The sequence below is a fragment of the Pantoea sp. B550 genome, assembly GCF_024158165.1.
Lineage (GTDB): Bacteria > Pseudomonadota > Gammaproteobacteria > Enterobacterales > Enterobacteriaceae > Pantoea > Pantoea alfalfae.
In genome coordinates, this window is record NZ_JAMYXI010000003.1 from 125,661 (window position 1) to 151,712 (window position 26,052).

Here is a 26,052-nt window from a genome sequence, read left to right on the forward strand (position 1 = left end):
GACTTCATACATGCAAGACCTGTGCGAAGGCATTATAGAGATCTCCGTCGTAATGCCAAATCAGATCTCTCATCGAGACTGTCCGGGATAAAGGGTTTCGTTAGCGATGATCTGCACGTAAACTTGCCAGACGAAAGCGCGAACGGGATGTCCACTTTATGACCACTTTTTATACCCTGATCAGCTGGTTGCTGGTATTTGGTTACTGGCTGCTGATCGCCGGGGTTACGCTGCGTGTATTAATGAAGCGCCGGGCCGTAACCTCGGCGATGGCATGGCTGCTGGTTATCTATATTCTGCCGCTGGTGGGTATTATCGCTTATCTCTCGTTTGGCGAACTGCATCTGGGCAAACGTCGCGCGGAGCGCGCCCGCACTATGTGGCCGTCGACCGCACGCTGGCTCAACGACCTGAAACAGTGCCGTGAAATTTTTGCCACCGAGCACAGTGACGTTGCCCGTTCACTGTTTGAGCTTTGCTACCATCGTCAGGGCATTGCCGGGGTTAAGGGCAATCAGCTTCAGTTGCTCACCAGCGCCGACGACGTCATGCAGGCGCTGATTCGTGATATCCAGCTGGCCCGTCATAACATTGAGATGGTGTTTTACATCTGGCATCCCGGCGGCCTGGCGGATGAAGTCGCCGAATCGCTAATCGCCGCATCACGCCGTGGCGTTCATTGCCGACTGCTGCTCGACTCCGCAGGCAGCGTCAACTTTTTCCGCAGCCCATGGGTCGGCATGATGCGCAATGCCGGTATCGACGTCGTGGAGGCCTTGCAGGTCAGCCTGCTGCGCGTCTTCCTGCGGCGAATGGATTTGCGTCAGCATCGCAAAATCGTTCTGATTGATAATTACATTGCCTATACCGGCAGCATGAACCTGGTGGATCCACGCTTCTTTAAACAGAGCGCGGGTGTAGGCCAGTGGATTGACCTGATGGCGCGTATGGAAGGCCCGGTTGCGACCGCGATGGGCATTGTGTTCAGCTGTGACTGGGAGATTGAGACCGGTAAACGCATTCTTCCCCCACCGCCCGATCGCAACATCATGCCGTTTGAGCAGGAGAGCGGCCACACCGTGCAGGTGATCGCCTCCGGACCTGGCTTCCCGGAAGATATGATCCATCAGGCGCTGCTGACCGCGGTTTATTCAGCGCGTGAACAGCTGATTATGACCACACCCTACTTAGTGCCCAGCGACGATCTGCTGCATGCTATCTGTACCGCTGCGCAGCGTGGCGTGAGTGTCAGCGTGATTGTGCCGCGCCACAACGACTCCCTGCTGGTCGGCTGGGCCAGCCGCTCCTTCTTCAGCGAACTGCTGGAAGCGGGCGTGAAAATCTATCAGTTTGAAGATGGTCTGCTGCACACTAAAAGCGTGCTGGTCGACGGACAGCTGAGTCTGGTGGGAACCGTTAACCTTGATATGCGCAGTTTATGGCTGAATTTTGAAGTGACGCTGGTGGTGGATGATGCAGGATTTGGCAGCGATCTCGCCTGTGTGCAGGATGACTACATTGCCCGCTCCCGCCTGCTGGACGGTAAGCGCTGGGCAAAACGTGCCTGGTGGCAGCGCATCGTCGAACGACTGTTTTACTTCTTCAGTCCTTTACTGTAAAACGAGCCAGATTGTGTAAATGGCCGCAGGCCGACAGGACAGACTATGGATTTGAATAATCGCCTTACCGAAGATGAAACGCTGGAACAGGCCTACGATATTTTTCTCGAACTGGCCGTCGACAATCTCGACCCGGCAGACGTCATTCTCTTCAATCTTCAGTTCGAAGAGCGCGGTGGCGCAGAGCTGTTTGATCCCTCTGAAGACTGGAAAGACCATGTCGATTTTGATCTGAACCCGGACTTTTTCGCCGAGGTAGTCATCGGGCTGGGTGAAGCGGATGGTGAGCCAATCACTGATGTCTTTGCCCGCGTGCTGCTGTGCCGCGAGAAAGATCACAAGCTCTGTCATATCCTGTGGCGCGAGTAAGCATCAGATAAGAAAACGCCGGGCACATGCCCGGCGTTTTGCTTTAGAGCGGATCGACCTTGAGGCAAGAGACCGCATGGTGGAAACTGCCTTCCAGCAGCGGCCGGGTTTTCGCACACTCCGGCCCGGCAATCGGACAGCGGGTGCGGAATACGCAGCCTGACGGCGGATTAATCGGCGACGGCAACTCCCCTTCCAGCAACTGAATCTGCTTATTCTTTTCCAGATCAGGATCGGGGATCGGCACGGCAGACATCAGCGCACGGGTGTAAGGATGCTGCGGATTGCTGTAGACCTCGCTGTAGGTACCCAGCTCCACCGCATGCCCCAGATACATCACCAGCACCCGATCAGAGATATGCTTCACCACAGCCAGGTCGTGGGCAATGAAGATTAGCGACAGCCCCATCTCACGCTGTAACTGTTGCAGCAGATTCACCACCTGCGCCTGAATCGAAACATCCAGCGCCGAGACCGGTTCATCGCAGATGATCAGCTTCGGCTCCAGAATCAGCGCACGGGCGATACCGATACGCTGACACTGACCGCCCGAAAACTCATGCGGGTAGCGGTTAATCAGGTTGGGCAGCAGCCCCACTTTCATCATCATATTTTTGACGCGGTCTTTCACTTCCTGCCGCGCCATTTTTGGATGGTAGGTGCGCAGTGGCTCGGCGATGATATCGCCGATGGTCATACGCGGGTTCAGCGACGCCAGCGGATCCTGGAAAATCATCTGGATATCGCTGCGCGCCTTGCGCCACTCCTCTTCACTCTGACCGAGCAGATCGCGGCCTAACCAGGCCACCCGACCTTCCGTGGCTTTAACCAGACCGATAATGGCGCGTGCCAGTGTCGATTTGCCGCAGCCAGACTCGCCTACCACGCCCAGCGTTTCTCCCTCATAAAGGCGCAGGCTGACGCCATCCACTGCCTTCAGGGTTTTTGACGGCTGCCAGAACCATTGCTTGCCATCTTTGATATCAAAATGGACTTTGAGGTCGGCGATTTCCAGTAACACTCTTTTTTCAGCTACGGTGCTCATACTAACTCCTCCACCGGCTTAAAGCAGGCACGCAGACGGCCTTCGCCAAACGGCTCCAGCGGCGGAGCCTGGGTGCAGATATCCATTGCGTGCGGACAACGCGGCTGGAACGGACAGCCCTGCGGCAGCCGCAGCAGGTTGGGTGGATTGCCCGGAATGGTGGTCAGGCTCTCGCCCTCCGCATCCAGGCGCGGCACTGCATTCAGCAGACCAATTGAGTAAGGGTGCGCAGGCTGATAAAAGACATCGCGAGCGCGGCCATACTCCATGGTGCGTCCGGCATACATCACCAGCACCTTATCGCAGATCCCGGCCACCACGCCGAGATCGTGGGTGATCATGATTATAGCGGTGTTGAATTCACGCTTCAGATCGTTGAGCAACGTCATGATCTGCGCCTGCACCGTCACATCCAGCGCCGTGGTCGGTTCATCGGCAATCAGCAGTTTTGGCCGGCACAGCAGCGCCATGGCAATCATCACGCGCTGACGCATCCCGCCGGAGAACTCATGCGGGTACATCTTCATGCGTTTACGTGCTTCCGGCATTTTCACCGCGTCCAGCATTCTCACTGACTCTTCAAACGCCTGTGCGCTGTTCATCCCTTTGTGTAGCTTGAGCACTTCCATCAGCTGCTCGCCCACCCGCATATAGGGGTTCAGCGACGTCATCGGGTCCTGGAAGATCATTGCAATCTGTTCGGCGCGCAGTTTATTAAGCTGGTTCTCAGGCAGGTTCAGGATCTCTTTGCCGTTGAACATCGCCGAGCCGCCAATGCGGCCATTTTTTGCCAGCAACCCCATCAGGGCAAAGGCCGTCTGTGATTTGCCGGAACCGGACTCGCCAACAATGCCCAGCGTCTCACCGGCGCGCAGCGAGAAGTTGAGGTCATTAACGGCGGTCACATCCCCATCGTGCGTGCCAAAGGTCACGCGTAAATCTTTGACCGTAAGTAGCTGTTCGCTTCCCGCGCGGGCCGCCATTGCTGGCTGAAATTCATGAATAGTCATCGGGAAACTCCTTAACGATCTTTCGGGTCGAGGGCATCACGCAGGCCATCGCCGATAAAGTTGAAACAGAACAGCGTAACCACCAGGAAGCCCGCTGGATAGAGCAGCAGCCAGGGTGAGACTTCCATCGAGTTGGCGCCGTCGCTGAGCAGTGCGCCCCAGCTGCTCAAAGGCTCCTGCGTACCCAGACCGAGGAAGCTCAGGAAGGATTCAAACAGGATCATGCTTGGCACCAGCAGCGAGGCGTAAACCACCACCACGCCCAGCACGTTTGGCACGATGTGGCGCACCACGATTTTCCAGGTTGATACCCCGCCGACATGGGCCGCTTCGATAAACTCTTTACGCTTCAGGCTCAGCGTCTGGCCGCGCACAATACGCGCCATATCCAGCCATGAAACCATGCCGATAGCGGCAAAAATCAGCAGGATATTACGACCAAAGAAGGTCACCAGCAGGATGACGAAGAACATAAACGGGAAAGAGTTAAGGATTTCCAGAATACGCATCATCACCGAGTCCGTTTTGCCGCCGAGATAGCCAGCAATCGAACCATAAAGTGTGCCCACGATCACCGCGATCAGCGCTGAGGCCACACCCACCATCAGGGAGATACGGCCACCAATCGCCACGCGCACCAGCAGGTCACGACCCGATGAGTCAGTGCCGAACCAGTGGCCGGAAGTGGTATCCGGCGGCGAGGACATCATGGCCCAGTCGGTATCGTCGTAGGTGAACTGCGCCATCATCGGCGCAAAGATCACGAACAGGGTAATCACCAGCAGCACCAGCAGGCTGATTAAGGCCGCCCGGTTATGGATAAAACGACGACGCGCGTCCTGCCAGAGACTGCGCCCTTCTACTTCCAGCTTCTCACTGAACGCATCAAGAGCTTCGCTGTTTTTCTTACTTAACATCATGGCGAACTCCGCAATCAGTAACGAATTTTTGGATCGATAACGGCATAGAGCACGTCAACAATCGCGTTGAAGATAATGGTCAGCAAACCGACCAGAATGGTCAGGCTCATCACCAGTGAGTAGTCACGGTTCAGCGCACCGTTCACAAACAGCTGACCGATACCCGGCAGACCATAGATCGACTCAATGACCATCGACCCGGTGATGATGCCGACAAACGCCGGTCCCATGTAGGAGATCACCGGCAGCAATGCGGGCTTCAGCGCATGACGCAGCACAATGCGGCGCAGCGGCAGGCCTTTGGCGCGCGCGGTGCGGATAAAGTTGGAGTGCATCACTTCAATCATCGATCCACGGGTAATACGCGCGATACTGGCGATATACGCCAGCGACAGCGCCACCATCGGCAGCAGCATGTAGTTCCACTGCCCGCCATTCCAGCCACCGCCCGGCAGCCATTTCAGGCTGATGGCGAACAGCAGGACCAGCAGCGGTGCGACCACGAAACTGGGTATCACCACACCGGTCATTGCCACCCCCATCACCGCGAAGTCCCACAACGTATTTTGTTTGAGCGCAGCGATGACGCCGGCGGTCACGCCCAGCACTATCGCCAGCAGGAACGCGGCCAGACCGAGTTTGGCAGAAACCGGGAACGCATGTGCGACCAGATAGTTGACCGAATAGTCTTTGTATTTAAACGACGGGCCGAAATCGCCGTGCGCCAGCTGCACAAGGTAATCGACATACTGTTTACCAATGGGATCATTGAGGTGGTACTTCGCCTCAATGTTGGCCATGACTTCGGGTGCCAGCGTACGCTCACCGGAAAAAGGACTACCGGGGGCCAGGCGCATCATAAAGAAGGAAATAGTAATCAGGACGAACAGCGTCGGTAGCGCTTCAAGCAAGCGACGCAGGATGAATTTTAACATTGCCGTACCTACCAGGCTGTTGCTTCACAACATATAAAAAATTAAAAAAGGCGGCGCCAGACGCGCCGCCACTGCTGATAGCCTGAATGCTATTAGTGTTTGATGATGTAGAAGTTTTTATCCAGGGTTTTATCCAGTGGATCTTTACCGGTATAACCGCCGACATAAGGTTTCACCAGACGCGTATTTACGTAGTAGTAAACCGGTACGATGGTGCTGTCTTTATCCATGATCTGCTCAGCCTTCTGATAATCCACTGCGCGGGCTTTCGCATCCGGGGCTTTGATCGCGTCACGCACCACTTTGTCAAACTCATCGCTCTTGTAGTGCGATGTGTTACTGCTGCTGTTGGACACCATGGTGTTCAGGAAGGAAGTGGGTTCGTTGTAGTCCGCACACCAGGCCGCACGCGACACATCGTAGTTACCCTGATGACGGGTATCCAGGAAGGTTTTCCACTCCTGGTTTTCCAGCTTGATGTTTACGCCGATGTTTTTCTTCCAGATCGACGAGGCGGCAATCGCGAGCTTCTTGTGCAGATCGGAGGTGTTATACAGCAGGTTAAAGGTCAGCGGTTTGTCAGCGGTGTAGCCCGCTTCAGCCAGCAGCTTCTTCGCTTCGGCATTACGTTTGTCCTGTGACCATGTGAACCAGTCTGGCGGCAGAATGTCCATGCCGTCGGTCGCTGGTGGCGTGTAGCTATAGGCAGGTTTCTGGCCCTGCGCCAGCACTTTATTCACCATGATGTCACGATCCAGACCCAGCTTCAGGGCCGCGCGCACGCGAGGATCGGTGAATGGCGCTTTCTGGTTGTTGATTTCGTAGTAATAGGTGCAGAGATATGGATCGACGTGCAGCTCTTTACCGTTGTCACGCTGCAGCTTTTTAAACAGCTCAATTGGCAGGTTGTTATAGGTCATGTCGCTGCCGTTCTCGGAGAAGTAGCGGTTAACGTCACTGACTTCTGAACTGATCGGCAGGAAGGTGACTTTGTTCAGCACCGTATGTTCATTGTCCCAGTAGTTCGGGTTACGCACCAGGGTGATACGTTCGTTAATCACGTGCGCTTCAAGCTTAAAGGCACCGTTGCCGACCCAGTTCTGCGGCTGCGTCCACTGATCGCCAAATTTCTCAATCGCCGGTTTGTAAACCGGTGACATGACGGAGTTAATCAGCAGCTTATCAAAATAGGGAACCGGCTCGCTCAGGGTGACTTCCAGCGTGTGGTCATCAATAGCTTTTACGCCCAGATCGGTAACTGGTTTTTTACCGGCGATGATGTCATCGACGTTCAGGATATGACCATACTGCGGATAGCTGGCATACGGTGAGGCGGTTTTAGGATCGACCAGACGCTCCCAGCTGTAGACGAAATCCTGCGCGGTGACCGGCTCGCCATTGGACCATTTGGCATTTTTACGTAAGTGGAAAGTCCACACTTTGAAATCTTTATTTTCATAGCTTTCCGCTACGGCCGGGATCGGTTTACCGTTGCTGTCATTGACCAGCAGACCTTCGTAAAGATCGCGCGCCACGTTATCTTCCGGCACGCCTTCGATTTTGTGCGGATCGAGCGACTGTACTTCATCGCCATTGCCGCGAACCAGCTCCTGTTTAGCGGCCAGCTCAACGCCCGCAGGCACGGTTGCCGCGAAAGCCGCATTCCCTGCCAGGGCACTCACTGCGGCAAAAACGCCCGCTGCAATCAGGCTTTTTTTCGTGATGTTGTTCATTATTACACTCCAGTTTTATTATCGTCACCGTGGCGATGCTCCGCCACGGCGTCCCCCGTCTCCGGGCTCCCTGGCCTGTTCCCAGGGAGATTGACCCCAAAATGGTCTGTACGCTGATGCGTGTCCCGACTGTCTCGCCGAAACGGCGATCAGATCAGTGTTGTTTGATGAAATAGTACTTCAGGTCTGTCATGTCCTGCGGGTCTTTGCCCGTAAAGCCGCCAACCCAGGGCTTTACCAGGCGCACACTTACGCGGTAGTAAACTGGCACAATTGGTGAGTCTTTGTCGAGTTGTGTTTCAGCCTGCTGATACAGGTCGACGCGCTGCGCCTCGCTGCCCGCCGTCAACGTTTCCGCCATTAAGCGATCGAAGGTCGCGCTGCTGTAAAACGCGGTGTTGATCGAGGCGTTACTGATCAGCATGTTCAGGAAGGTGGAGGGCTCGTTGTAATCGGCACACCAGGTGACACGTACCACGTCATACTGGGCCTGATGACGGGTCTCCAGCATGGTTTTCCACTCCTGATTCTGCAGCGTCACCTTCGCGCCCAGATTTTTCTGCCACATCGACGCGGCGGCAATCGCCTGCCGCTTATTTTGATCAGAGGTGTTATAGAGCAGCGTAAAGTTCAGCGGATGGCTGGCATCAAAACCCGCCTCTGCCAGCAGCTTTTTCGCCGCCTCATTACGCTGCGCCTGGGTCCAGGTGAACCATTCAGGCGGGGATAGCTTAATACCAGCCGTGAACGGTGGCGTGAGGCTATAGGCCGGAATCTGTCCCTGAGCCATGATCTTATTGGCAATCACCTCGCGATCGAGGGTCATTTTCAGCGCAGCGCGCACCCGTGCATCGGTGAACGGCGCTTTTTTGTTGTTGATTTCGTAGTAGAAGGTGCAAAGCAGCGGACTGACTTTGACTTCATCACCCAGCTCTTTGCGCAGCTTGCCAAACATCTCTGGCGGTATCGCACTGTTAGTGATATCCGTGCCACCACTGCGATAGCGATTAATGTCACTGTTTTCAGAAGCGATCGGCAGGAAGGTCCCCTGCTCAATCACCGTATGCGCATTGTCCCAGTAGAGGGGATTACGCGTCACAATGATTTTTTCATTCACCACCCAGTCGCTGAGTGTATAGGCACCGTTACCGATGTAGTGACCGGGACGGGTCCAGGCGTCGCCCCACTGCTTAATGGCTGGCGCATAAACCGGCTTCATCGCCGTGTGCGCTAACATCGCCACCAGGTAAGGCACGGGTTCACTCAGGGTAATCTGCAGGCGATGGGCATCAAGTGCTTTTACGCCCAATTGATCGGGTGATGCTTTACCGGCGAGGATGGCATCAATACCGGCAAAATGAGCTGCCTGCAGATAGCTGGAATATGGCGATGCTGTTTTCGGGTCCACCAGCCGACGCCAGCTATAAACGAAATCAGCGGCCGTCACCGGTTCGCCATTGCTCCACTTTGCATCATCACGCAGAGTAAAAATCCAGACCGTGGGTTGTGGATTTTCCCAGCTTCTGGCGACGCCCGGCACAACCTGACCGCGGTTATCGGTGTTAACCAGGCCATCCAGCAGGTTATGGATAACATTAGATTCCGGCACGCCTTCGGTTTTATGTGGATCCAGTGAAGAGACTTCGCTTCCGTTGTTGATCACTATTTGCTGTTGGGCGGCCAGAACCGTTCCAGGCGGAATGGTGGCGGCATAAGCCGGAGAAAAAGCCGTGAACAAAAAGAGTGCGATTGCTGACCGCTGTTGTTGCAAGTTTTTCATCCCAATCATGCGAAACGCCAACCTTTAATTAAGTATCCCGATAGGCTTAAGCAAAAAGCGTTCTCACTTTGGACTTTCGGAGAAAAAATTTACGCTGGGCCAAAAATTATCAGAAGCCGCGAAGGGGCGCCAAAGCAAAATAGCTAAAATGTTAACTAATTCTCTTTTATCATGAGATGTCAGGCAGCGAAAGTGTTAATTTTCGTCCTGAAAATATTATATCGATATGAAAAATAGGCTATTTAGCTGGAAACCTTTTTCCAGGGCGTTATGCAGCTACAAAAAGCGTCTGTTTTGGTATTTGTATTGATAAAAAGAGCATCGATGTGATGAAATTCAGGCTGGCCGCTGAAGCCTGGGTATTTATCGGGTTGAGCGGAGATCTGATAGCAGATTATCGTGTGAAAATAGTGACATTATTCTGAGAAAAAAAGTCTGTGAGCAAACCCACAGTAACGGAATTTATAATCGTCTGTTTTTATTAAGCAGGATGAATGACTGCATTACTATGGTGCAATAAATTACCTTACTGCACCAATTCAGGTCACCAATTCGCTTCGCTGCATGAAATAAGTGAGTTTCTAGTTCAGCAAGCCGGGGAAAATCGACTTCATGCCGGTCACAACAAATTCAATACCCAGCGCCATCAGTAACAGGCCCATAATTCGGGTAATGACGTTGATACCGGTCTGCCCAAGAATGCGCACCATTAACGGCGCGGCGCGGAACAGCAGCCAGCAGCAGAAGGCAAAAATAGCAATGGCCAGGGTGAATCCCAGCAGATTGAGCCAGCTGTGGTAGCGGGTACTCCAGACGATGGTTGAGCTGATGGCACCCGGCCCCGCCATGAGTGGCAATGCCAGCGGCACAACCCCCACGCTTTCACGAATCGCCGTTTCTGACTTCTCCTGTTTGTTCTGCTTATCCTCGCCCAGCTTGCCGCTGATCATCGACATGGCAATGGTGACGACCAGAATCCCGCCCGCAATCCGGAAGGAATCAATCGAGATGCCAAACACATGCAGAATCGCATCGCCGAGGAAAAGTGACGTCCAGAGAATAATGGCAACGGCCAGATTAGCTGTAAGGTTGGTTTTGTTACGCTCAGCTACCCCCTGATAACGGGTCATGCTGATGAACACCGGAATAATGCCTACCGGATTGACCAGCGCAAAGAGCCCGACAAAAAATTTTATGTAGCCTGATAGATCTAACAGCGCTGGATTCACAACTCTACTCCGTACCACAGGGGGGAAAACGCGCCTAATGTATGTGAAAACGTGCAGAGACGCCAGATGTGCGCCTGGGTATTTATCCTGATGAACAGCAAAGCAATTAGCGCTTTCCGCCAGAGATTAAAAAGTGGCTGGATTTAGCCACTGCCAGGACGGCTGAGCACAGGAGCACGCTGACTTAACAGGAAAGCACTATAAAGGGCTGCTGAAAGGTGTCAGCTTGCGCTTAAATTGATCTGCATCAAAATTGACCTACCCCAAACCAGGTAATCTTTTCTTAACGGAAGGATAAGAAAGCTCGCTAACGCCAGCAGAAGACTCGTTCAGTAAACAGTTGAAAATCCGGGATTTACCTGTCAGCCAGTCACGTTATTTCAGCGTGACTATACTCAGGACGCAGGATTGTTTACTAAAAAAGTTTAACTTCCTTCAGGAGAACACCATGGCCGTAACCAATGTCGCTGAACTCAATGCACTGGTCGAACGTGTAAAAAAAGCCCAGCGTGAATATGCCAACTTTTCTCAACAACAGGTCGACGCCATCTTCCGTGCCGCCGCCCTTGCCGCCGCTGACGCCAGAATCCCGCTAGCCAAGATGGCCGTTGCCGAATCCGGTATGGGCATCGTCGAAGACAAGGTCATTAAAAACCACTTTGCTTCCGAGTATATCTACAACGCCTATAAAGATGAAAAAACCTGTGGTGTATTAGCCACTGACGATACGTTCGGTACGATTACCATCGCCGAGCCGATTGGCCTGATTTGCGGTATCGTCCCGACAACCAACCCAACGTCAACCGCCATCTTTAAAGCATTAATCAGTCTTAAAACCCGTAACGGCATTATCTTTTCGCCACACCCTCGCGCCAAAGATGCGACAAACAAAGCTGCCGATATTGTCTTGCAGGCCGCCATTGCTGCCGGTGCGCCGAAAGACATTATCGGCTGGATCGATGCCCCGTCTGTTGAACTTTCAAACCAGCTGATGCATCACCCTGACATCAACCTGATTCTCGCCACCGGCGGTCCGGGCATGGTGAAAGCAGCATACAGCTCCGGTAAACCGGCGATTGGTGTCGGTGCCGGTAACACGCCGGTAGTGATTGATGAAACCGCCGATGTGAAACGTGCCGTTGCCTCCATTCTGATGTCAAAAACCTTTGATAACGGGGTGATCTGCGCCTCTGAACAATCTGTCATTGTGGTTGATTCAGTTTATGATGCCGTGCGTGAACGTTTCGCCAGCCATGGCGGCTACATGCTGCAGGGTGCTGAACTAAGCGCCGTACAGAATATCATCCTCAAAAACGGCGGTCTGAATGCGGCGATCGTGGGTCAGCCTGCCTTCAAAATTGCAGAGATGGCCGGTCTCACCGTGCCGCCGAGCACCAAGATCCTGATTGGTGAAGTGAAACTGGTGGATGAGTCTGAGCCATTTGCCCACGAAAAACTCTCACCTACCCTCGCAATGTATCGGGCAAAAGATTTCCAGGATGCTGTAGATAAAGCCGAGAAACTGGTCGCCATGGGCGGTATCGGTCACACCTCCTGCCTTTACACCGACCAGGATAACCAGACTGAGCGCGTGCACTACTTCGGCGACAAAATGAAAACCGCGCGTATTCTGATCAACACCCCGGCCTCTCAGGGCGGTATCGGTGACCTCTACAACTTTAAACTGGCGCCGTCTCTGACGCTGGGTTGTGGTTCCTGGGGCGGTAACTCTATTTCAGAGAACGTCGGTCCAAAACACCTGATCAATACCAAAACTGTCGCCAAGCGAGCTGAGAATATGTTGTGGCATAAACTTCCTAAATCCATCTACTTCCGTCGGGGTTCACTGCCAATTGCGTTGGAAGAGGTGGCAACGGACGGCGCGAAACGTGCCTTTATCGTCACTGACCGCTTCCTGTTCAATAACGGTTATGCTGACCAGGTGACCCGCGTGCTGAAATCACACGGCATCGAGACTGAAGTATTCTTCGAAGTTGAAGCTGACCCAACGCTGAGCATCGTACGTAAAGGTGCAGAGCAGATGAACAGCTTTAAACCTGACGTCATCATTGCCCTGGGCGGCGGTTCCCCAATGGATGCCGCGAAAATCATGTGGGTGATGTACGAACATCCCGAAACCCATTTCGAAGAGCTGGCGTTACGTTTCATGGACATCCGTAAACGTATCTACAAGTTCCCAAAAATGGGCGTCAAAGCACGCATGGTTGCCATCACGACTACCTCAGGTACCGGTTCAGAGGTCACACCGTTCGCTGTGGTAACCGACGATGCGACCGGTCAGAAATATCCTCTGGCTGACTATGCATTGACACCAGATATGGCAATTGTCGATGCCAACCTGGTGATGGATATGCCACGTTCACTCTGCGCCTTCGGTGGTCTGGATGCAGTCACCCACGCTCTGGAAGCCTATGTTTCTGTGCTGGCGAATGAATACTCTGATGGTCAGGCGCTGCAGGCACTGAAACTGCTGAAAGAGAACCTGCCGGCCAGCTATGCCGAAGGCGCAAAAAATCCGGTGGCGCGTGAACGCGTACACAATGCCGCAACTATCGCCGGTATTGCGTTTGCCAACGCATTCCTCGGGGTCTGTCACTCAATGGCACACAAACTGGGTTCAGAGTTCCATATCCCACACGGCCTGGCTAATGCCCTGTTAATCTCGAACGTTATTCGCTACAACGCGAATGACAACCCGACCAAACAGACCGCATTCAGCCAGTATGATCGTCCGCAGGCGCGTCGTCGTTACGCAGAGATTGCTGACCACTTAGGTCTGAGCGCACCAGGCGACCGCACCGCGCAGAAAATTGAGAAGCTGCTGGTATGGCTGGACGAGATCAAAACTGAACTCGGTATTCCGACCTCAATCCGCGAAGCCGGTGTGCAGGAAGCGGACTTCCTGGCGAAAGTCGACAAACTGGCCGATGATGCGTTCGATGACCAGTGTACCGGCGCGAACCCACGCTATCCGCTGATTGCTGAGCTGAAACAGATTATGCTCGATACCTACTACGGACGTGAATTTGTCGAACCGTTCTCAAGTGTCGCCGAAGCTGTCTCTGAGCAGCCGGTGAAAGGCGTGAAGGTTGATAAGAAAGTGAAGAAAGTCTGATAGTCCGGTTCTGACTGTCTGATAAAAAAACCCGCCGCGGCGGGTTTTTTATTACCTGAATGATGCGGTTAATTCAGCGGAGTCTGTGCGCCATGAATCGCCTGTAACGACCCCTGCTCTATCGCCTGTTTATAATGCTTACGGCAGACGGAGATATAGCGTTCGTTACCGCCAATGACCACCTGCTCGCCTTCGCTGAAAGGTTTACCCTCGCTATCCAGTCGCAGCACCATGCTCGCCTTGCGGCCACAATGACAAATGGTTTTTAATTCAACCAGCTTGTCAGCCCATGCCAGCAGATACTGACTGCCCACAAACAGTTCACCGCGAAAGTCGGTTCTCAGGCCATAGCAGAGCACCGGAATATCCAGATCGTCTACGACATCAGAGAGTGCTTTAACCTGCTCCCGGGTCAGGAACTGACTCTCATCAACCAGCACACAGTGGATTGGCTGCGCGGCATGCTCGGCGGCAATGTCACTATAGAGTGCGGTTTCAGCATTGTAGAGCATGGCCGGTGACGAAAGTCCGATACGGGAACTCACCTGCCCGGCACCAAACCGGTTATCGATTTCAGCGGTATAGACCAGCGAGCGCATGCCGCGCTCCTGATAGTTATAGGAGGATTGCAGCAGTGCCGTCGATTTCCCTGCATTCATGGCAGAGTAATAAAAATAGAGTTGAGCCATAGGAGCGTATCTTCATCAGGACTTAACGGAATGGCGCGCATATTAACACAAAGTGCAGGTAATACATTGCGGTGTAGCGGTAATTAAAGCGTAACGGCTGACCGGTTATTCATCCTGGTGCATAGCCGGGAGCCGGTTATGTGCGCTTCACGCTGGATAAGTTTTGCTTATTTTACCCGCAACAAAAGGAATGACATTTTTGTTACCACGCTAAATACATTAAATTTATTGCATATCAGACTTGCGGAAACTCTTTTTTTATTTGCCATAACCGTGAAATTTTCACTGTGATTATTTTAATTACTCAGGGAATTATCGTTCTGATATTGTTTTAAGATTGAAGTTATTTAATGTCACCACTACTATTAGCGGGCAACACAACTTTTTCCTTATTCAGAGACCAGGACAATGAGCGAAGCACTAAAAGTTCTTAATAATATCCGTACGCTGCGCGCCCAGGCCAGAGAGTATTCCGTCGAAACACTGGAAGAGATGCTGGAAAAACTGGACGTGGTGGTAAAAGAACGCCGCGAAGAAGAGTCACATTTTCAGGCAGAAAATGAAGAACGCACGCGTAAGCTTAATCAGTATCGTGAAATGCTGCTGGCAGATGGAATCGACCCGAATGAACTGATTAACACGCTGACCGCCACTCACCGGGTTGCGGCAAAAGGTAAACGCTCAGTGCGCCCGGCCAAATATGGTTATACCGATGAAAAAGGCGAGTCCAGAACCTGGACAGGTCAGGGACGGACACCGGCCGTGATTAAAAAAGCGCTGGAAGAACAGGGTAAAACGCTGGACGATTTTTTACTGTAATGCTGACTGCTTCGCTGCTTAAGCGTTAGCCTGCTACCCCAATAAAAAAGGAAGCCGGAGCTTCCTTTTTCTTTTAATCAGACGCGGTAGAAATCGCGATACCAGTCAACGAAATTTTTAACGCCCTCTTCGACCCCGGTCTGCGGTTTAAAACCAATGGCCTTATACAGCGCTTCGGTATCCGCACTGGTTTCCAGCACATCACCGGGCTGCATTGGCATCAGGTTTTTCTTCGCCGTAATCCCCAACGCTTTCTCAATCGCTTCGATATAGTTCATCAAGGTAACCGGCTGACTGTTACCAATATTATAAACCCGATAAGGCGCAGAGCTGGTTGCAGGTGAACCGGTTTCAACAGTCCAGTTATCATCCTGCTGCGGAATAACATCCTGCAGACGGACAATCGCTTCAGCAATATCGTCAATATAGGTAAAGTCGCGTTTCATCTGGCCCTGGTTATAAACATCTATCGCTTCACCTGCAATCATTGCCCGGGTGAACTTAAAGAGTGCCATATCAGGACGGCCCCAGGGACCGTAAACGGTAAAGAAGCGCAATCCGGTCGTCGGCAGCTGATAAAGATGCGAGTAAGTGTGCGACATTAACTCGTTAGCTTTTTTAGTCGCCGCATATAAAGAAACCGGATGATCAACGCTATCTTCGGTTGAGAACGGCATTTTGCGATTCAGGCCATAAACTGAACTGGATGAGGCATAGAGCAGATGTTCAATTTTATGATGACGACAGCCTTCAAGGATATTGAGGTGACCGATCAGATTTGAGTCTGCGTAGGCATGGGGATTTTCAATGGAGTACCTGACGCCAGCCTGAGCGCCAAGGTGAATAACGCGCTGGAATGTGTGCTGGTCGAACAGTGACGCCATTGCGTCACGGTCCGCCAGATCCATCTCAATAAATGTAAAACCAGAATCGGCTTTAATTAAATTGAGACGGGCTTGCTTGAGATTTACGTCGTAATAATCATTCAGGTTGTCGATACCGACAACCTGGTGACCGGCGGCCAGCAGACGCTGACTGACATGAAAACCAATAAAGCCTGCGGCGCCGGTGACCAGAAAGTTCATAAATCCCTCGTTAATTATGCAGTTTGAATAGACGCTCCGCGGCCGATTGCATAATAAACGAAACCGCGTTTGCTGATACGCTCTGGATCATACAGGTTACGACCATCAAAAATCACGGCTTCTTTCAGTGCATTTTTGATAACGTCGAAGTCAGGCGCACGGAAGTTTTGCCACTCCGTACAGATGACCAGACCGTCTGCGCCCTGCAGTGCGGCTTCTTTGGTACCCATCAGCTTCAGATCGCTGCGGTGACCATAGATGCGCTGTGCTTCATCCATTGCTTCAGGGTCAAACGCCTGAACAGATGCGCCCGCTTCCCACAGCGTTTCCATCAGCACACGACTGGAGGCTTCACGCATATCGTCAGTGTTCGGCTTAAATGACAGACCCCAGAGTGCAAACGTCTTACCTTTCAGATCGTCACCAAAATGACGCTTGATAAAGGTAGGCAGCTTGTTTTTCTGGTTGTCATTCACATCTTCCACCGCCTGCAAAAGACGTGGCTGATAGCCAATGGACTCAGCGGTACGGATTAACGCCTGCACATCTTTCGGGAAGCAGGAGCCGCCGTAGCCACAGCCAGGATAGATAAAGTGATAGCCAATGCGGGGATCAGAACCGATACCCTGACGTACTTTCTCAATATCCGCACCTAAACGTTCAGCCAGGTTAGACATCTCGTTCATAAAGCTGATTTTGGTTGCCAGCATGCAGTTTGCGGCATACTTGGTCAGCTCCGCGCTGCGGATATCCATCATGATCATGCGATCGTGATTACGGTTAAACGGCTCATAGAGCTCGCGTAACAGTTCTACCACGTCGTCGTTGTCAGTACCGACAACAATACGCTCCGGACGCATACAGTCATTAACTGCTGCACCCTCTTTCAGGAATTCCGGGTTTGAAACCACATCGAAAGTGATGTTGGCGTCACGCGCTTTCAGCGCTTCCGTCATTACTGCACGAACTTTGTCTGCTGTGCCAACCGGAACGGTTGATTTGTCGATAACCACCTTGTGATCGTTCATATGCTGCGCAATAGTGCGCGCTACGGCGGTCACATATTTCAGATCGGCAGAGCCGTCTTCATCCGGTGGAGTACCGACTGCAATAAACTGCATAACACCATGGTTTACGCCCTGCTCAGCATCGGTGCTGAACTTAAGACGACCCGCTTCGTAATTGGACATTACCAGCGGTGTTAAACCTGGTTCGAAAATAGGAATGATGCCTTTTTTCAGATTTTCGACTTTATTAGCGTCGACATCAATGCAGAGAACGTCATGTCCGACTTCGGCTAACACCGCAGCCTGAACCAGACCGACATAGCCGATACCAAATACAGTGACTTTCATCGAGTTATCCTGTGTTTATGAATTACTTTTTGTTGCCAACTGCGCCATCGAGCCATTCAGAGAAATCTTTGCCCAATACCGGATGACGAACACCGTACTCAACGAAAGCATGCATGTAGCCCAGCTTATTACCACAGTCATGGCTCACGCCTTTCAGGTGATAAGCTTCAACCGTCTCTTTTTCCATCAGCATCGCAATGGAGTCAGTCAGCTGAACTTCGCCGCCTGCACCTGGAGGAGTTTTCGCCAGCAGTGGCCAGATGTCTGAAGACAGCACATAGCGACCTACAACGGCCAGATTTGATGGTGACTCTGACGCTTTAGGCTTTTCAACCACACCAACCATAGGTGCGCTGTCGCCTGGGTTCAGTTCTGCGCCCTGGCAATCAACAACACCGTACGCGGTAACATCGTCAACCGGCTCAACCATGATCTGGCTGCGGCCAGACTCTTCATAACGGCTCAGCATTTCTGCCAGGTTATCTTTGGTTGGGTTGGATTCATATTCGTCGATGATGACGTCTGGCAGGATGACCGCAAATGGCTCATCACCGATCAGCGGGTGTGCACACATCACAGCGTGACCCAGACCTTTAGCGATGCCCTGACGGACCTGCATGATGGTAACGTGTGGCGGGCAGATTGACTGGATTTCATCCAGCAGCTGACGCTTAACGCGTTTTTCCAGCATTGATTCCAGTTCGAAGCTGGTATCAAAATGGTTTTCGATGGCATTTTTTGATGAATGCGTAACCAGCACAATTTCGTTGATGCCAGCAGCGATACACTCGTTGACGACATACTGGATTAACGGCTTATCAACCAGCGGTAACATCTCTTTTGGAATCGCTTTGGTAGCCGGGAGCATACGCGTACCCAAACCCGCTACCGGGATTACCGCTTTTTTTACTTTGGTATTATTGGCAGACATTAAGATACCTCTCTTATAGGCCGTTCAAGTTAATACTTGATATGTCGGTTTAAAATCGGAAATGAGTATATCAGTTAGTATCGAACGGATTTATCCTGGAAGGGACTAAACTGTCGAAATTAAGACTATTACCCAACTGTAAAGCTAAACTCTGGCCCTGAGTTCATCGCCAGAATCTCTCTGTTTTTTACCCTTACTCTTCTGCAGACAGCATCAGCCGGATGCGACCACCCGCGCCCCATACGTGGCACTGCCAGTTATCTGCGCGCTGACTGATTTGATTAAGATGGGTGCTGCCCATAGTGCCAAGCGGGACACCATTACTGAGCTGAATCTGATGGGCATGCACATGTAGTGTGGCGTTTAATCCGGCCGAAACCAGAATCAGATTTTTTAAACCGCGATGATAGTAACCAACCAGTAGCGGGAACTGACCGCTCAGGTTCGCCTGACGCAGCAGCAGATTGACCTGTCTGAGTAGTCCATTCAGCTCCGGAAGACGTTGTTTTTGGCCCGTGAGCTGCTCCTGCAGCAGGCCATTAAACAGTGCGCGCAGCAGCAGTGCCGCCAGCACGCCGTTATCACCGGCGCGCGTCACATCGAGACAGTAAAACGCCAGATCTTTGTCGGAGAGTGCCGCGATATCAAGTACCAGACCAGGCTGCTCGGCCATCGTCAACTGGCGATAGTTAATCCGGCAGTTGGCAATGGTCTGCTGTACCGGCGGCTGAAGTTGCTTGAGCAGCTTGGCGGCTGCTTTTGGATCGCGAACCAGCGCATCCCAGTCCTGGAAAAGCTGCTCATCCTCCTCCACTTTTGAGGTGAACATTGAGGGATAAAGGCACTCATAAACCGCTTCACGGAAGCGTTCGAAGTTTTTGAGTGGCTTAAGCAGCACATCCTGCACCCCAAGACGCAGCACATGAGCGATATCGGACATGTTTTCAGTGGCCGAGATGATCAATATCGGCACGACATTGCCACGGGTACGAATATGTTCAACAAACTGGATGCCACTCATACGGGGCATTTCCAGATCGCAGATAATCAGGTCGACAGTATGCTGTTGTAGTTGTGCAATTGCTTCCAGACCATCTTCCGCTTGTAACGTCACAGCACCCATCGATAACAAAAATTGGTCCAGCAACGAACGGAAAACAGCCTCATCTTCGACAATGAGTATCTTTTTGCCGAGTAGTGGTTTTTCCATTCTTTCCCCCTGCGTACCAGATAATTCAATAGTGGTTCATAAAACGCAGTTGCGCCTTTCAGTATTGCCCGAAGTCACCGTTTTGAATGAACAACCTGATTATCTGCCACGGACCAGTGGTAATAGTTCATCCATTTTCTTCTCTACGGCGGCCCTGCCTGCCTCAATGGCCTCTTCAGCACGATGAAAATCCAGCGTCGAAATTTGCGGACAGATCGGCTGTATCAAAACATCGGGCGGATCGCCTGCCATACGGTTTCGCTTAAGGCGATTCTCCAGTACCTGAATAGAAGTAGACATAATCTCCATCGCGCCAGGTGACTGAGATGCACGGCGCTGGGTGAAATTCACCAGGCGCTGTCGCAACTTTCCCCCCCAACTTAATGCCGCTGCGGCGGCTTCTTCTTCACTGTTCTGAGGTGTAACGGAAAAGAGATCCTGCTGCATTAAATGTGCGTCATGCTGTAAGTCAACGGCGATAACAATGTCTGCGCCCAGGGCGCGCGTCAGTGAAATCGGCACCGGGTTAACCACAGCACCATCCACCAGCCAATACCCATTGTAGCCCACCGGCGGTAATAAACCTGGCATACTGCAGGATGCGCGTACTGCCTGATGCAGATCGCCCTCGGTCAGCCAGAGCTCACGTCCGGTACTGAGGTTGGTCGCCACCACGCCAAAGGGTTTATTACAGTGCTCAATCGCATCATTGGGAATCAGCTGACGGACATGGCTGAATACTCTTTCGCCGCGTAACAACCCGCCACGCTGCCAGGAGACGTCCATCAGGCGAATCACATCCCAGTAGCGAAATGCACTGACCCATTTTTCCATCAGCGGTAAACGGTTATTCACATAGGCAGACCCGACCAGTGCGCCGACTGAGCAGCCTGCAACAACGTCAATCTCAATACCGGCCCGCTCCAGCGCGTTAATCACGCCAATATGCGCCCATCCCTTGGCCGCGCCAGATCCAAGAGCCAATCCAATTCTTACCTTTCTCATTTGTATCTGGTCCTGCCGTCAATACGTAGCGTCACAACGTGGGGTCAGCTAACATAGCGCGCTTGTGAAATCGACTCATCATTCCCGGGAGACAATGTGTCAGAAACCTGCCCATGTTGTAGCGGAGAGCAGTATAGCGTATGTTGCGGGCCCTTTCTGCAGGGTAACCAGACTCCTGTTACAGCTGAACAACTTATGCGATCCCGTTATTGCGCCTATGTTCAGCAGAATGCGGACTATCTGGTTGCAACCTGGCATCCTGACAAACGGCATCCGGGGCTGTCGGGGCTTTTATCTGAAAGTTTTCCGGGCACCGAATGGCTTAGCCTGAATGTAACCCGTTGTAATCATGGAAACCATGAGAACGAAGCTTTCGTTACCTTTTTTGCGCGATACCGCGAGAAAACAAACATTCATGCCATTCATGAGCGTTCACGCTTTCTTCGCGAGGATCAACGCTGGTACTATGTTGACGGTACAATACCGCCCGTCGGGCGTAACGATCCCTGCCCGTGCGGCAGTGGCAAAAAATACAAAAAATGTTGTGGTTAAGCTGACGGCTACCCCAGCGGTTTACACCCTAATGCTTTGACAGGACTCTGATTGAGATGCAAGCGCAAACCATGCAAAGAAAAGTTTTACGAACCATTTGTCCCGATGCAAAAGGTCTGATCGCCAAAATCACCAATATTTGTTACAAGCACGAACTTAATATCGTGCAGAACAATGAGTTTGTTGATCATCGCACCGGGCGTTTTTTCATGCGCACCGAGCTGGAAGGAATTTTCAACGATAATACCCTGCTCGCTGATCTCGACAGCGCCCTGCCGCAGGGTTCAGTGCGGGAACTTCACAGTGCCGGTCGCCGTCGCGTGGTGATTCTGGTGACTAAAGAGGCACACTGCCTGGGCGATCTGTTAATGAAGAGCGCGTTTGGCGGCCTGGATATGGAAATTGCAGCGGTAGTGGGTAACCACGATACCCTGCGTTCACTGGTTGAGCGTTTTGATATTCCGTTTGTGCTGGTGAGTCATGACGGGCTGACGCGGGAAGAGCACGATAACCGCATGGCAGAAGAGATTGACCGCTATCAGCCCGATTACGTGGTGCTGGCAAAATATATGCGCGTTCTGACGCCCGCTTTCGTGCAGCGTTATCCGAACCAGATTATCAATATTCATCACTCCTTTCTGCCCGCCTTTATTGGAGCCCGCCCTTACCACCAGGCTTATGAGCGTGGCGTGAAAATCATCGGTGCTACCGCGCACTACGTGAATGACAATCTCGATGAAGGTCCCATCATCATGCAGGATGTGATTAACGTTGATCACAGCTATACCGCGGATGAGATGATGCGTGCCGGTCGCGACGTAGAAAAGAATGTACTGAGCAACGCACTGTATAAAGTGCTGGGACAGCGCGTGTTCGTTTACGGCAACCGTACGATTATTCTTTAATCAGCCAGGACGCTGAATTGCCTGCAGATTCAGCGCTACGTGTAAAAAGTGGGCAAACAGTTGTGGTTTTGCCAGTGGGCGCTTTACACTCTTATCGCATTTGGTATGATGCGCCCCGCTTTAAGAGACAAAGATTCAGGCCATGGTGGGATTCCCGAGCGGCCAAAGGGAGCAGACTGTAAATCTGCCGTCACAGACTTCGAAGGTTCGAATCCTTCTCCCACCACCATCATCCTGCATGTCGCACTTAATCCCAAAAAAACATCACAGCCTCCTGTTCTGCGCGGAGAGGGATGAGAACCTTCGATTAAGGTTCGGGTCGGGCATCGTGCACACGACTCCCAAAACGATACCTGAGCTTCCTGGTCTGCCTTACGCCTCCTCACGTTTCTTACCCGCTTTCGCACAATCTCAGTCTGTTCCGTCATGACTTTCTCAATAAAAATCGCTACCATCTTCGCCCATTACTTGCTGAATAATGGTCGATCTCATGAAATTTGTTTCATTTAACATCAATGGGTTGCGTGCCCGCCCACATCAGCTTCAGGCGCTTGTCGAACAGCATCAGCCCGATGTGATCGGTCTGCAGGAAACCAAAGTCCATGACGACATGTTCCCACTGGAGGAGGTGGCAAAGCTTGGCTATCACGTCTTTTATCATGGTCAGAAAGGCCATTACGGCGTGGCGTTGCTAACCAAAGCTCAGCCAGTGTCAGTCAGCCGGGGTTTTCCGGGCGATAATGAAGAATCCCAGCGCCGCCTGATCATGGCGGAAATTCCCAGCCCGATTGGCGACATCACGGTGATTAATGGCTATTTCCCGCAGGGCGAAAGTCGCGACCATCCCACCAAGTTCCCGGCTAAAGAGAAGTTCTATCGCGATCTGCAACGTCTGCTGACCGAGGATCTGCCTGCTGATAAGCCGGTTCTGATTATGGGCGACATGAATATCAGCAGCACCGATCGGGATATTGGTATTGGTGAGGAGAGCCGCAAGCGCTGGCTGCGCACCGGCAAATGCTCCTTCCTGCCGGAAGAGCGCGAGTGGATGGACCGCCTGCTGGGCTGGGGACTGGTTGATACCTGGCGTGAGCACAATCCGGAGGTGGCGGATCGCTTTTCCTGGTTCGATTACCGTTCGAAAGGGTTTGATGATAATCGCGGGTTACGCATCGATCTGGTGCTGGCGAGCAAAACCCTGGCGTCGCACTGCGTTGAGACCGGCATTGATTATGAGATCCGGGGCATGGAAAAACCATCTGACCACGCCCCCATCTGGTCAACCTTCCACTTTTAATTAATGGTCGCGTGGCAGAGCGCCACGCGACGGCTATTTCACTATCTTCCAGATAAGGTTGTTGGTGCCAAGAGACTGTTCATCACGCGCACACTGCAGCAGCACGCCCTCAGATTTCACTACCGCACCTTCTGTGTAGTTGCGGTTCTCAAAGATACAGCAGCGGAGACAGTCCTGCTGACGTCTCTCTGACTGCGTCCAGGCTTCAGGCGGCATATCCACCACTACATCAGTGTTTACACCATTGTTGCCCTGTTGTGGCATCGACTGATAACGACTGTTGGCCTGCACTGCGCTGGTCGCCAGCATCAGAGCCAGGGCCAGTAATACTGAATAATGCCTCATTCCGTCTCCTTCACTTTACGCCTGGTTTTGCGCACCGGACGTTTCTGTCCGGTGGACGGTAATCCCCGAAATGCATGCGCCGCAGGCTGCTGCCGCGCCTGCTGGATAAGGCCGGTTAAGGTCTGCACCAGCGGCTGCATAAACTCATCATAGCGGCAGGCCTTTTCGCTGATACGCGTCAGTGTCGATTCCCACTGCGCCGTCATATCCGGGCGCGCGGCCAGATCGGGCAGAGAGTGAATCAGGGCGCGTCCTGCATCCGTGGAATTGATGTAACGGCCCTTCTTCACCAGGAAGCCACGACGAAACAGTAATTCGATAATGCCGGCACGTGTGGCTTCCGTTCCTAAACCATCGGTCGCACGCAGCACTTTCTTTAATTCTTTATCCTGAACGAAACGGGCGATGCCGGTCATTGCAGAAAGAATCGTCGCATCGGTAAACGGGCGTGGCGGCTGAGTCTGCTTCGCCAGCACCTCGCCACGCTCACACAGCAACTCATCACCCTTCGCCACCTCTGGCAGCGGCATGCCGTCGTTCTCTTCATCACGCTCTTTGCTGCCCAGCAGTGCGCGCCAGCCCGCCTCAGCCAGGAAGCGCGCTTTCGCCACAAATTTTCCGCCCGCAATATCAAGGTCGATGACACATTTACGGAATACTGCATCCGGGCAGAACTGCATCAGATACTGGCGTGCCACCAGCTCATAGATATGCTGTTCATTTTCGCTGAGCTTTACCGCGCTGCTTCGGGCCGTGGGAATAATGGCATGGTGAGCATCGACTTTTTTATCATCCCAGCAGCGATTTCTGCGATCGGCGTTAAAGTCTGCTGGTGGGGTAAGCTGGGGCTGATGCGCCTGTATCGCCTTTAAGACTGCATGACGACCAACAAAATGTTCTTCCGGCAGATAGCGGCTGTCTGAACGCGGGTAGGTAATCAGTTTGTGTGTTTCATAGAGCCGCTGACAGGCGTCCAAAACCGTCTGGGCACTCAGTCCGTACCGTTTTGCGGCCTCGATCTGCAGGCTGGACAGGGAGAATGGCAGCGGAGCGACGTCATTTTCGCGCTTATCACTGTAAGCTGTGACGATGGCGGGTTGACCGGTGATACGCGCTACCACATGATCGGCCAGTGCGCGTTTAAGCAGACGCCCCTCTTCATCCTGCCACGGCTCACAGGCTTCGCTGGGAATCCAGCTGGCAACAAATCTGGCACCATCCGGCGTGAGGATATGTGCTTTAACTTCGAAGTAGTCTTTCGGCACGAAGTTTTCGATCTCCTCATCGCGCCGGACTACCAGCCCCAGTACCGGTGTCTGCACCCGACCTACCGACAGCACGCCATCGTAGCCAGCATTGCGTCCCAGCAGCGTCCAGGCACGGGTCATGTTGATGCCGTAAAGCCAGTCCGCCCGGGCGCGGGCCAGCGCAGAGACGCACAGCGGGATAAACTCGCGATTCTCACGCAGGCGATTTACGGCTCGATCCACTGCCTGAGGATTAAGATCGTTGATCAGACAGCGCTGCACTTTGCTGCGTTTTTCAGCCGGCAGGTTAAGGTAATCCAGCACCTCATCCACCAGCAACTGCCCTTCCCGATCCGGGTCACCGGCATGCACCACTTCACTCGCCTGCGCCAGCAGACTTTCAACCACTTTCAGCTGCTTCGCGACCGACGGACGCGGTTTCAGCTGCCATTTTTCCGGGATGATCGGCAGATCGTTCAGCGACCAGCGTGCGTAACGGCTGTCATAACTGTCGGGCTGCGCCTGCTCCAGAAGGTGTCCCACGCACCAGGTGACGATCTGATCGTTGCCGCAGGCAATAAAGCCATCACCGCGGCGATGCGGTTTCGGCAGCACATCTGCGATAGCACGCCCAAGGCTCGGTTTTTCCGCAATAAACAAACGCATTGAATCAGGACATCCTTAACATCAGGGGAACACAGTGATAACCGGTTGTTCGCTGTCGGTTTGAATCTTGGGGCTATGTTAGCCTGGCAGGGCTTCGGGCGTAAGCGTGACGCGCGGTGTTAGCGATCGTTCGCACAGGAACCGTGCAAAAGGCAGGGCTGAAATGCACC

The 26,052-nt window shown here is 52.7% G+C and carries 22 protein-coding genes and 1 tRNA gene; 8 read left to right on the forward strand and 15 right to left on the reverse strand.

The genetic code is table 11. The features are described from left to right. The first annotated feature begins 158 nt into the window (after positions 1 to 158). Both cls and NIM72_RS03670 read left to right on the forward strand, forming a co-directional pair. The gene (cls, locus tag NIM72_RS03665) at positions 159 to 1,619 is read left to right on the forward strand and encodes a cardiolipin synthase (RefSeq protein ID WP_253418766.1); all 1,461 of its coding nucleotides are present in this window, start codon (positions 159 to 161) and stop codon (positions 1,617 to 1,619) included. Between the two features lie 45 nt (positions 1,620 to 1,664). Then, on the forward strand, positions 1,665 to 1,988 hold the full coding sequence (locus NIM72_RS03670) for an HI1450 family dsDNA-mimic protein (protein WP_003853921.1): 324 nt from the start codon (positions 1,665 to 1,667) through the stop codon (positions 1,986 to 1,988). A 43-nt stretch (positions 1,989 to 2,031) separates the two neighbouring features. Here the strand turns inward: NIM72_RS03670 and oppF are convergent, their stop codons facing one another. The 7 genes from oppF to NIM72_RS03705 all read right to left on the reverse strand — a co-directional run bounded on the left by oppF (position 2,032) and on the right by NIM72_RS03705 (position 10,640). Next, positions 2,032 to 3,033, reverse strand: coding sequence for a murein tripeptide/oligopeptide ABC transporter ATP binding protein OppF (gene oppF / locus NIM72_RS03675; protein ID WP_161733973.1), 1,002 nt, complete (start codon positions 3,031 to 3,033; stop codon positions 2,032 to 2,034). Continuing rightward, positions 3,030 to 4,043: an ABC transporter ATP-binding protein gene (locus NIM72_RS03680; protein WP_161733975.1), complete on the reverse strand. Its 1,014-nt coding sequence runs from the start codon at positions 4,041 to 4,043 to the stop codon at positions 3,030 to 3,032. The genes oppF and NIM72_RS03680 overlap by 4 nt, the downstream gene beginning before the upstream one ends. Positions 4,044 to 4,054: 11 nt before the next feature. Continuing rightward, positions 4,055 to 4,963, reverse strand: a complete 909-nt coding sequence (oppC, locus tag NIM72_RS03685; RefSeq protein ID WP_161733977.1) for an oligopeptide ABC transporter permease OppC — start codon at positions 4,961 to 4,963, stop codon at positions 4,055 to 4,057. Between the two features lie 14 nt (positions 4,964 to 4,977). Further along, a complete protein-coding gene (oppB, locus tag NIM72_RS03690) occupies positions 4,978 to 5,898 on the reverse strand; it encodes an oligopeptide ABC transporter permease OppB (RefSeq protein WP_161733980.1) in 921 nt (306 codons plus the stop codon). A gap of 92 nt (positions 5,899 to 5,990) precedes the next feature. After that, a complete protein-coding gene (gene oppA, locus NIM72_RS03695) occupies positions 5,991 to 7,631 on the reverse strand; it encodes an oligopeptide ABC transporter substrate-binding protein OppA (protein ID WP_161733982.1) in 1,641 nt (546 codons plus the stop codon). A gap of 154 nt (positions 7,632 to 7,785) precedes the next feature. Continuing rightward, positions 7,786 to 9,411 (reverse strand): ABC transporter substrate-binding protein, encoded by a 1,626-nt coding sequence (locus tag NIM72_RS03700; RefSeq protein WP_253418769.1) that lies wholly within the window; start codon positions 9,409 to 9,411, stop codon positions 7,786 to 7,788. A gap of 581 nt (positions 9,412 to 9,992) precedes the next feature. Then, positions 9,993 to 10,640, reverse strand: coding sequence for a YchE family NAAT transporter (locus NIM72_RS03705; RefSeq protein WP_161733986.1), 648 nt, complete (start codon positions 10,638 to 10,640; stop codon positions 9,993 to 9,995). A 448-nt stretch (positions 10,641 to 11,088) separates the two neighbouring features. Here NIM72_RS03705 and adhE point away from each other — a divergent pair, with 448 nt between their 5' ends. Next, the gene (gene adhE, locus NIM72_RS03710) at positions 11,089 to 13,776 is read left to right on the forward strand and encodes a bifunctional acetaldehyde-CoA/alcohol dehydrogenase (protein ID WP_161733988.1); all 2,688 of its coding nucleotides are present in this window, start codon (positions 11,089 to 11,091) and stop codon (positions 13,774 to 13,776) included. A 68-nt stretch (positions 13,777 to 13,844) separates the two neighbouring features. Here adhE and tdk read toward each other — a convergent pair whose 3' ends face one another. Continuing rightward, positions 13,845 to 14,465 carry a thymidine kinase gene (gene tdk / locus NIM72_RS03715; RefSeq protein ID WP_033783265.1) on the reverse strand — a complete coding sequence of 207 codons (621 nt, stop codon included), beginning with the start codon at positions 14,463 to 14,465 and terminating at the stop codon, positions 13,845 to 13,847. A 408-nt stretch (positions 14,466 to 14,873) separates the two neighbouring features. On the opposite strand from tdk, the gene hns reads away from it, so the two are divergent. Beyond that, positions 14,874 to 15,284, forward strand: coding sequence for a histone-like nucleoid-structuring protein H-NS (gene hns, locus NIM72_RS03720; RefSeq protein WP_161733990.1), 411 nt, complete (start codon positions 14,874 to 14,876; stop codon positions 15,282 to 15,284). A gap of 77 nt (positions 15,285 to 15,361) precedes the next feature. Here the strand turns inward: hns and NIM72_RS03725 are convergent, their stop codons facing one another. The 5 genes from NIM72_RS03725 to rssA form a co-directional block, all read right to left on the reverse strand. Continuing rightward, on the reverse strand, positions 15,362 to 16,369 hold the full coding sequence (locus tag NIM72_RS03725) for an NAD-dependent epimerase (RefSeq protein ID WP_253418772.1): 1,008 nt from the start codon (positions 16,367 to 16,369) through the stop codon (positions 15,362 to 15,364). Positions 16,370 to 16,383: 14 nt separating this feature from the next. Then, positions 16,384 to 17,724 carry a UDP-glucose/GDP-mannose dehydrogenase family protein gene (locus NIM72_RS03730; RefSeq protein WP_222925404.1) on the reverse strand — a complete coding sequence of 447 codons (1,341 nt, stop codon included), beginning with the start codon at positions 17,722 to 17,724 and terminating at the stop codon, positions 16,384 to 16,386. A gap of 22 nt (positions 17,725 to 17,746) precedes the next feature. Then, positions 17,747 to 18,655 carry a UTP--glucose-1-phosphate uridylyltransferase GalU gene (galU, locus tag NIM72_RS03735; RefSeq protein ID WP_253418775.1) on the reverse strand — a complete coding sequence of 303 codons (909 nt, stop codon included), beginning with the start codon at positions 18,653 to 18,655 and terminating at the stop codon, positions 17,747 to 17,749. Positions 18,656 to 18,848: 193 nt separating this feature from the next. Further along, positions 18,849 to 19,865: a two-component system response regulator RssB gene (gene rssB, locus NIM72_RS03740; RefSeq protein WP_161733998.1), complete on the reverse strand. Its 1,017-nt coding sequence runs from the start codon at positions 19,863 to 19,865 to the stop codon at positions 18,849 to 18,851. 99 nt (positions 19,866 to 19,964) lie between these two features. After that, positions 19,965 to 20,870: a patatin-like phospholipase RssA gene (gene rssA / locus NIM72_RS03745; RefSeq protein ID WP_161734000.1), complete on the reverse strand. Its 906-nt coding sequence runs from the start codon at positions 20,868 to 20,870 to the stop codon at positions 19,965 to 19,967. A gap of 96 nt (positions 20,871 to 20,966) precedes the next feature. Between rssA and NIM72_RS03750 the strand changes: the two genes are divergently transcribed. The 4 genes from NIM72_RS03750 to xthA all read left to right on the forward strand — a co-directional run bounded on the left by NIM72_RS03750 (position 20,967) and on the right by xthA (position 23,624). Continuing rightward, positions 20,967 to 21,422, forward strand: a complete 456-nt coding sequence (locus NIM72_RS03750) for a YchJ family protein (RefSeq protein ID WP_253418778.1) — start codon at positions 20,967 to 20,969, stop codon at positions 21,420 to 21,422. Between the two features lie 56 nt (positions 21,423 to 21,478). Beyond that, positions 21,479 to 22,327: a formyltetrahydrofolate deformylase gene (gene purU, locus NIM72_RS03755; protein WP_253418781.1), complete on the forward strand. Its 849-nt coding sequence runs from the start codon at positions 21,479 to 21,481 to the stop codon at positions 22,325 to 22,327. A 144-nt stretch (positions 22,328 to 22,471) separates the two neighbouring features. After that, a tRNA-Tyr gene (locus tag NIM72_RS03760) sits at positions 22,472 to 22,556 on the forward strand. Positions 22,557 to 22,817: 261 nt separating this feature from the next. After that, positions 22,818 to 23,624, forward strand: coding sequence for an exodeoxyribonuclease III (gene xthA, locus NIM72_RS03765; RefSeq protein WP_161734004.1), 807 nt, complete (start codon positions 22,818 to 22,820; stop codon positions 23,622 to 23,624). 33 nt (positions 23,625 to 23,657) lie between these two features. Here the strand turns inward: xthA and NIM72_RS03770 are convergent, their stop codons facing one another. After that, the gene (locus NIM72_RS03770; protein ID WP_161734006.1) at positions 23,658 to 23,969 is read right to left on the reverse strand and encodes a DUF1496 domain-containing protein; all 312 of its coding nucleotides are present in this window, start codon (positions 23,967 to 23,969) and stop codon (positions 23,658 to 23,660) included. After that, positions 23,966 to 25,882, reverse strand: coding sequence for a DNA topoisomerase III (locus NIM72_RS03775; RefSeq protein ID WP_253418784.1), 1,917 nt, complete (start codon positions 25,880 to 25,882; stop codon positions 23,966 to 23,968). The genes NIM72_RS03770 and NIM72_RS03775 overlap by 4 nt, the downstream gene beginning before the upstream one ends. Between the last annotated feature and the right edge of the window lie 170 nt (positions 25,883 to 26,052).

Coding starts and splice junctions, on each gene's coding strand:
- cls (WP_253418766.1), top strand. CDS start 159: ATGACCACTTTTTATACCCTGATCAGCTGGTTGCTGGTATTTGGTTAC.
- NIM72_RS03670 (WP_003853921.1), top strand. CDS start 1,665: ATGGATTTGAATAATCGCCTTACCGAAGATGAAACGCTGGAACAGGCC.
- oppF (WP_161733973.1), bottom strand. CDS start 3,033: ATGAGCACCGTAGCTGAAAAAAGAGTGTTACTGGAAATCGCCGACCTC.
- NIM72_RS03680 (WP_161733975.1), bottom strand. CDS start 4,043: ATGACTATTCATGAATTTCAGCCAGCAATGGCGGCCCGCGCGGGAAGC.
- oppC (WP_161733977.1), bottom strand. CDS start 4,963: ATGATGTTAAGTAAGAAAAACAGCGAAGCTCTTGATGCGTTCAGTGAG.
- oppB (WP_161733980.1), bottom strand. CDS start 5,898: ATGTTAAAATTCATCCTGCGTCGCTTGCTTGAAGCGCTACCGACGCTG.
- oppA (WP_161733982.1), bottom strand. CDS start 7,631: ATGAACAACATCACGAAAAAAAGCCTGATTGCAGCGGGCGTTTTTGCC.
- NIM72_RS03700 (WP_253418769.1), bottom strand. CDS start 9,411: ATGAAAAACTTGCAACAACAGCGGTCAGCAATCGCACTCTTTTTGTTC.
- adhE (WP_161733988.1), top strand. CDS start 11,089: ATGGCCGTAACCAATGTCGCTGAACTCAATGCACTGGTCGAACGTGTA.
- tdk (WP_033783265.1), bottom strand. CDS start 14,465: ATGGCTCAACTCTATTTTTATTACTCTGCCATGAATGCAGGGAAATCG.
- hns (WP_161733990.1), top strand. CDS start 14,874: ATGAGCGAAGCACTAAAAGTTCTTAATAATATCCGTACGCTGCGCGCC.
- NIM72_RS03725 (WP_253418772.1), bottom strand. CDS start 16,369: ATGAACTTTCTGGTCACCGGCGCCGCAGGCTTTATTGGTTTTCATGTC.
- NIM72_RS03730 (WP_222925404.1), bottom strand. CDS start 17,724: ATGAAAGTCACTGTATTTGGTATCGGCTATGTCGGTCTGGTTCAGGCT.
- galU (WP_253418775.1), bottom strand. CDS start 18,655: ATGTCTGCCAATAATACCAAAGTAAAAAAAGCGGTAATCCCGGTAGCG.
- rssB (WP_161733998.1), bottom strand. CDS start 19,865: ATGGAAAAACCACTACTCGGCAAAAAGATACTCATTGTCGAAGATGAG.
- rssA (WP_161734000.1), bottom strand. CDS start 20,870: ATGAGAAAGGTAAGAATTGGATTGGCTCTTGGATCTGGCGCGGCCAAG.
- purU (WP_253418781.1), top strand. CDS start 21,479: ATGCAAGCGCAAACCATGCAAAGAAAAGTTTTACGAACCATTTGTCCC.
- xthA (WP_161734004.1), top strand. CDS start 22,818: ATGAAATTTGTTTCATTTAACATCAATGGGTTGCGTGCCCGCCCACAT.
- NIM72_RS03770 (WP_161734006.1), bottom strand. CDS start 23,969: ATGAGGCATTATTCAGTATTACTGGCCCTGGCTCTGATGCTGGCGACC.
- NIM72_RS03775 (WP_253418784.1), bottom strand. CDS start 25,882: ATGCGTTTGTTTATTGCGGAAAAACCGAGCCTTGGGCGTGCTATCGCA.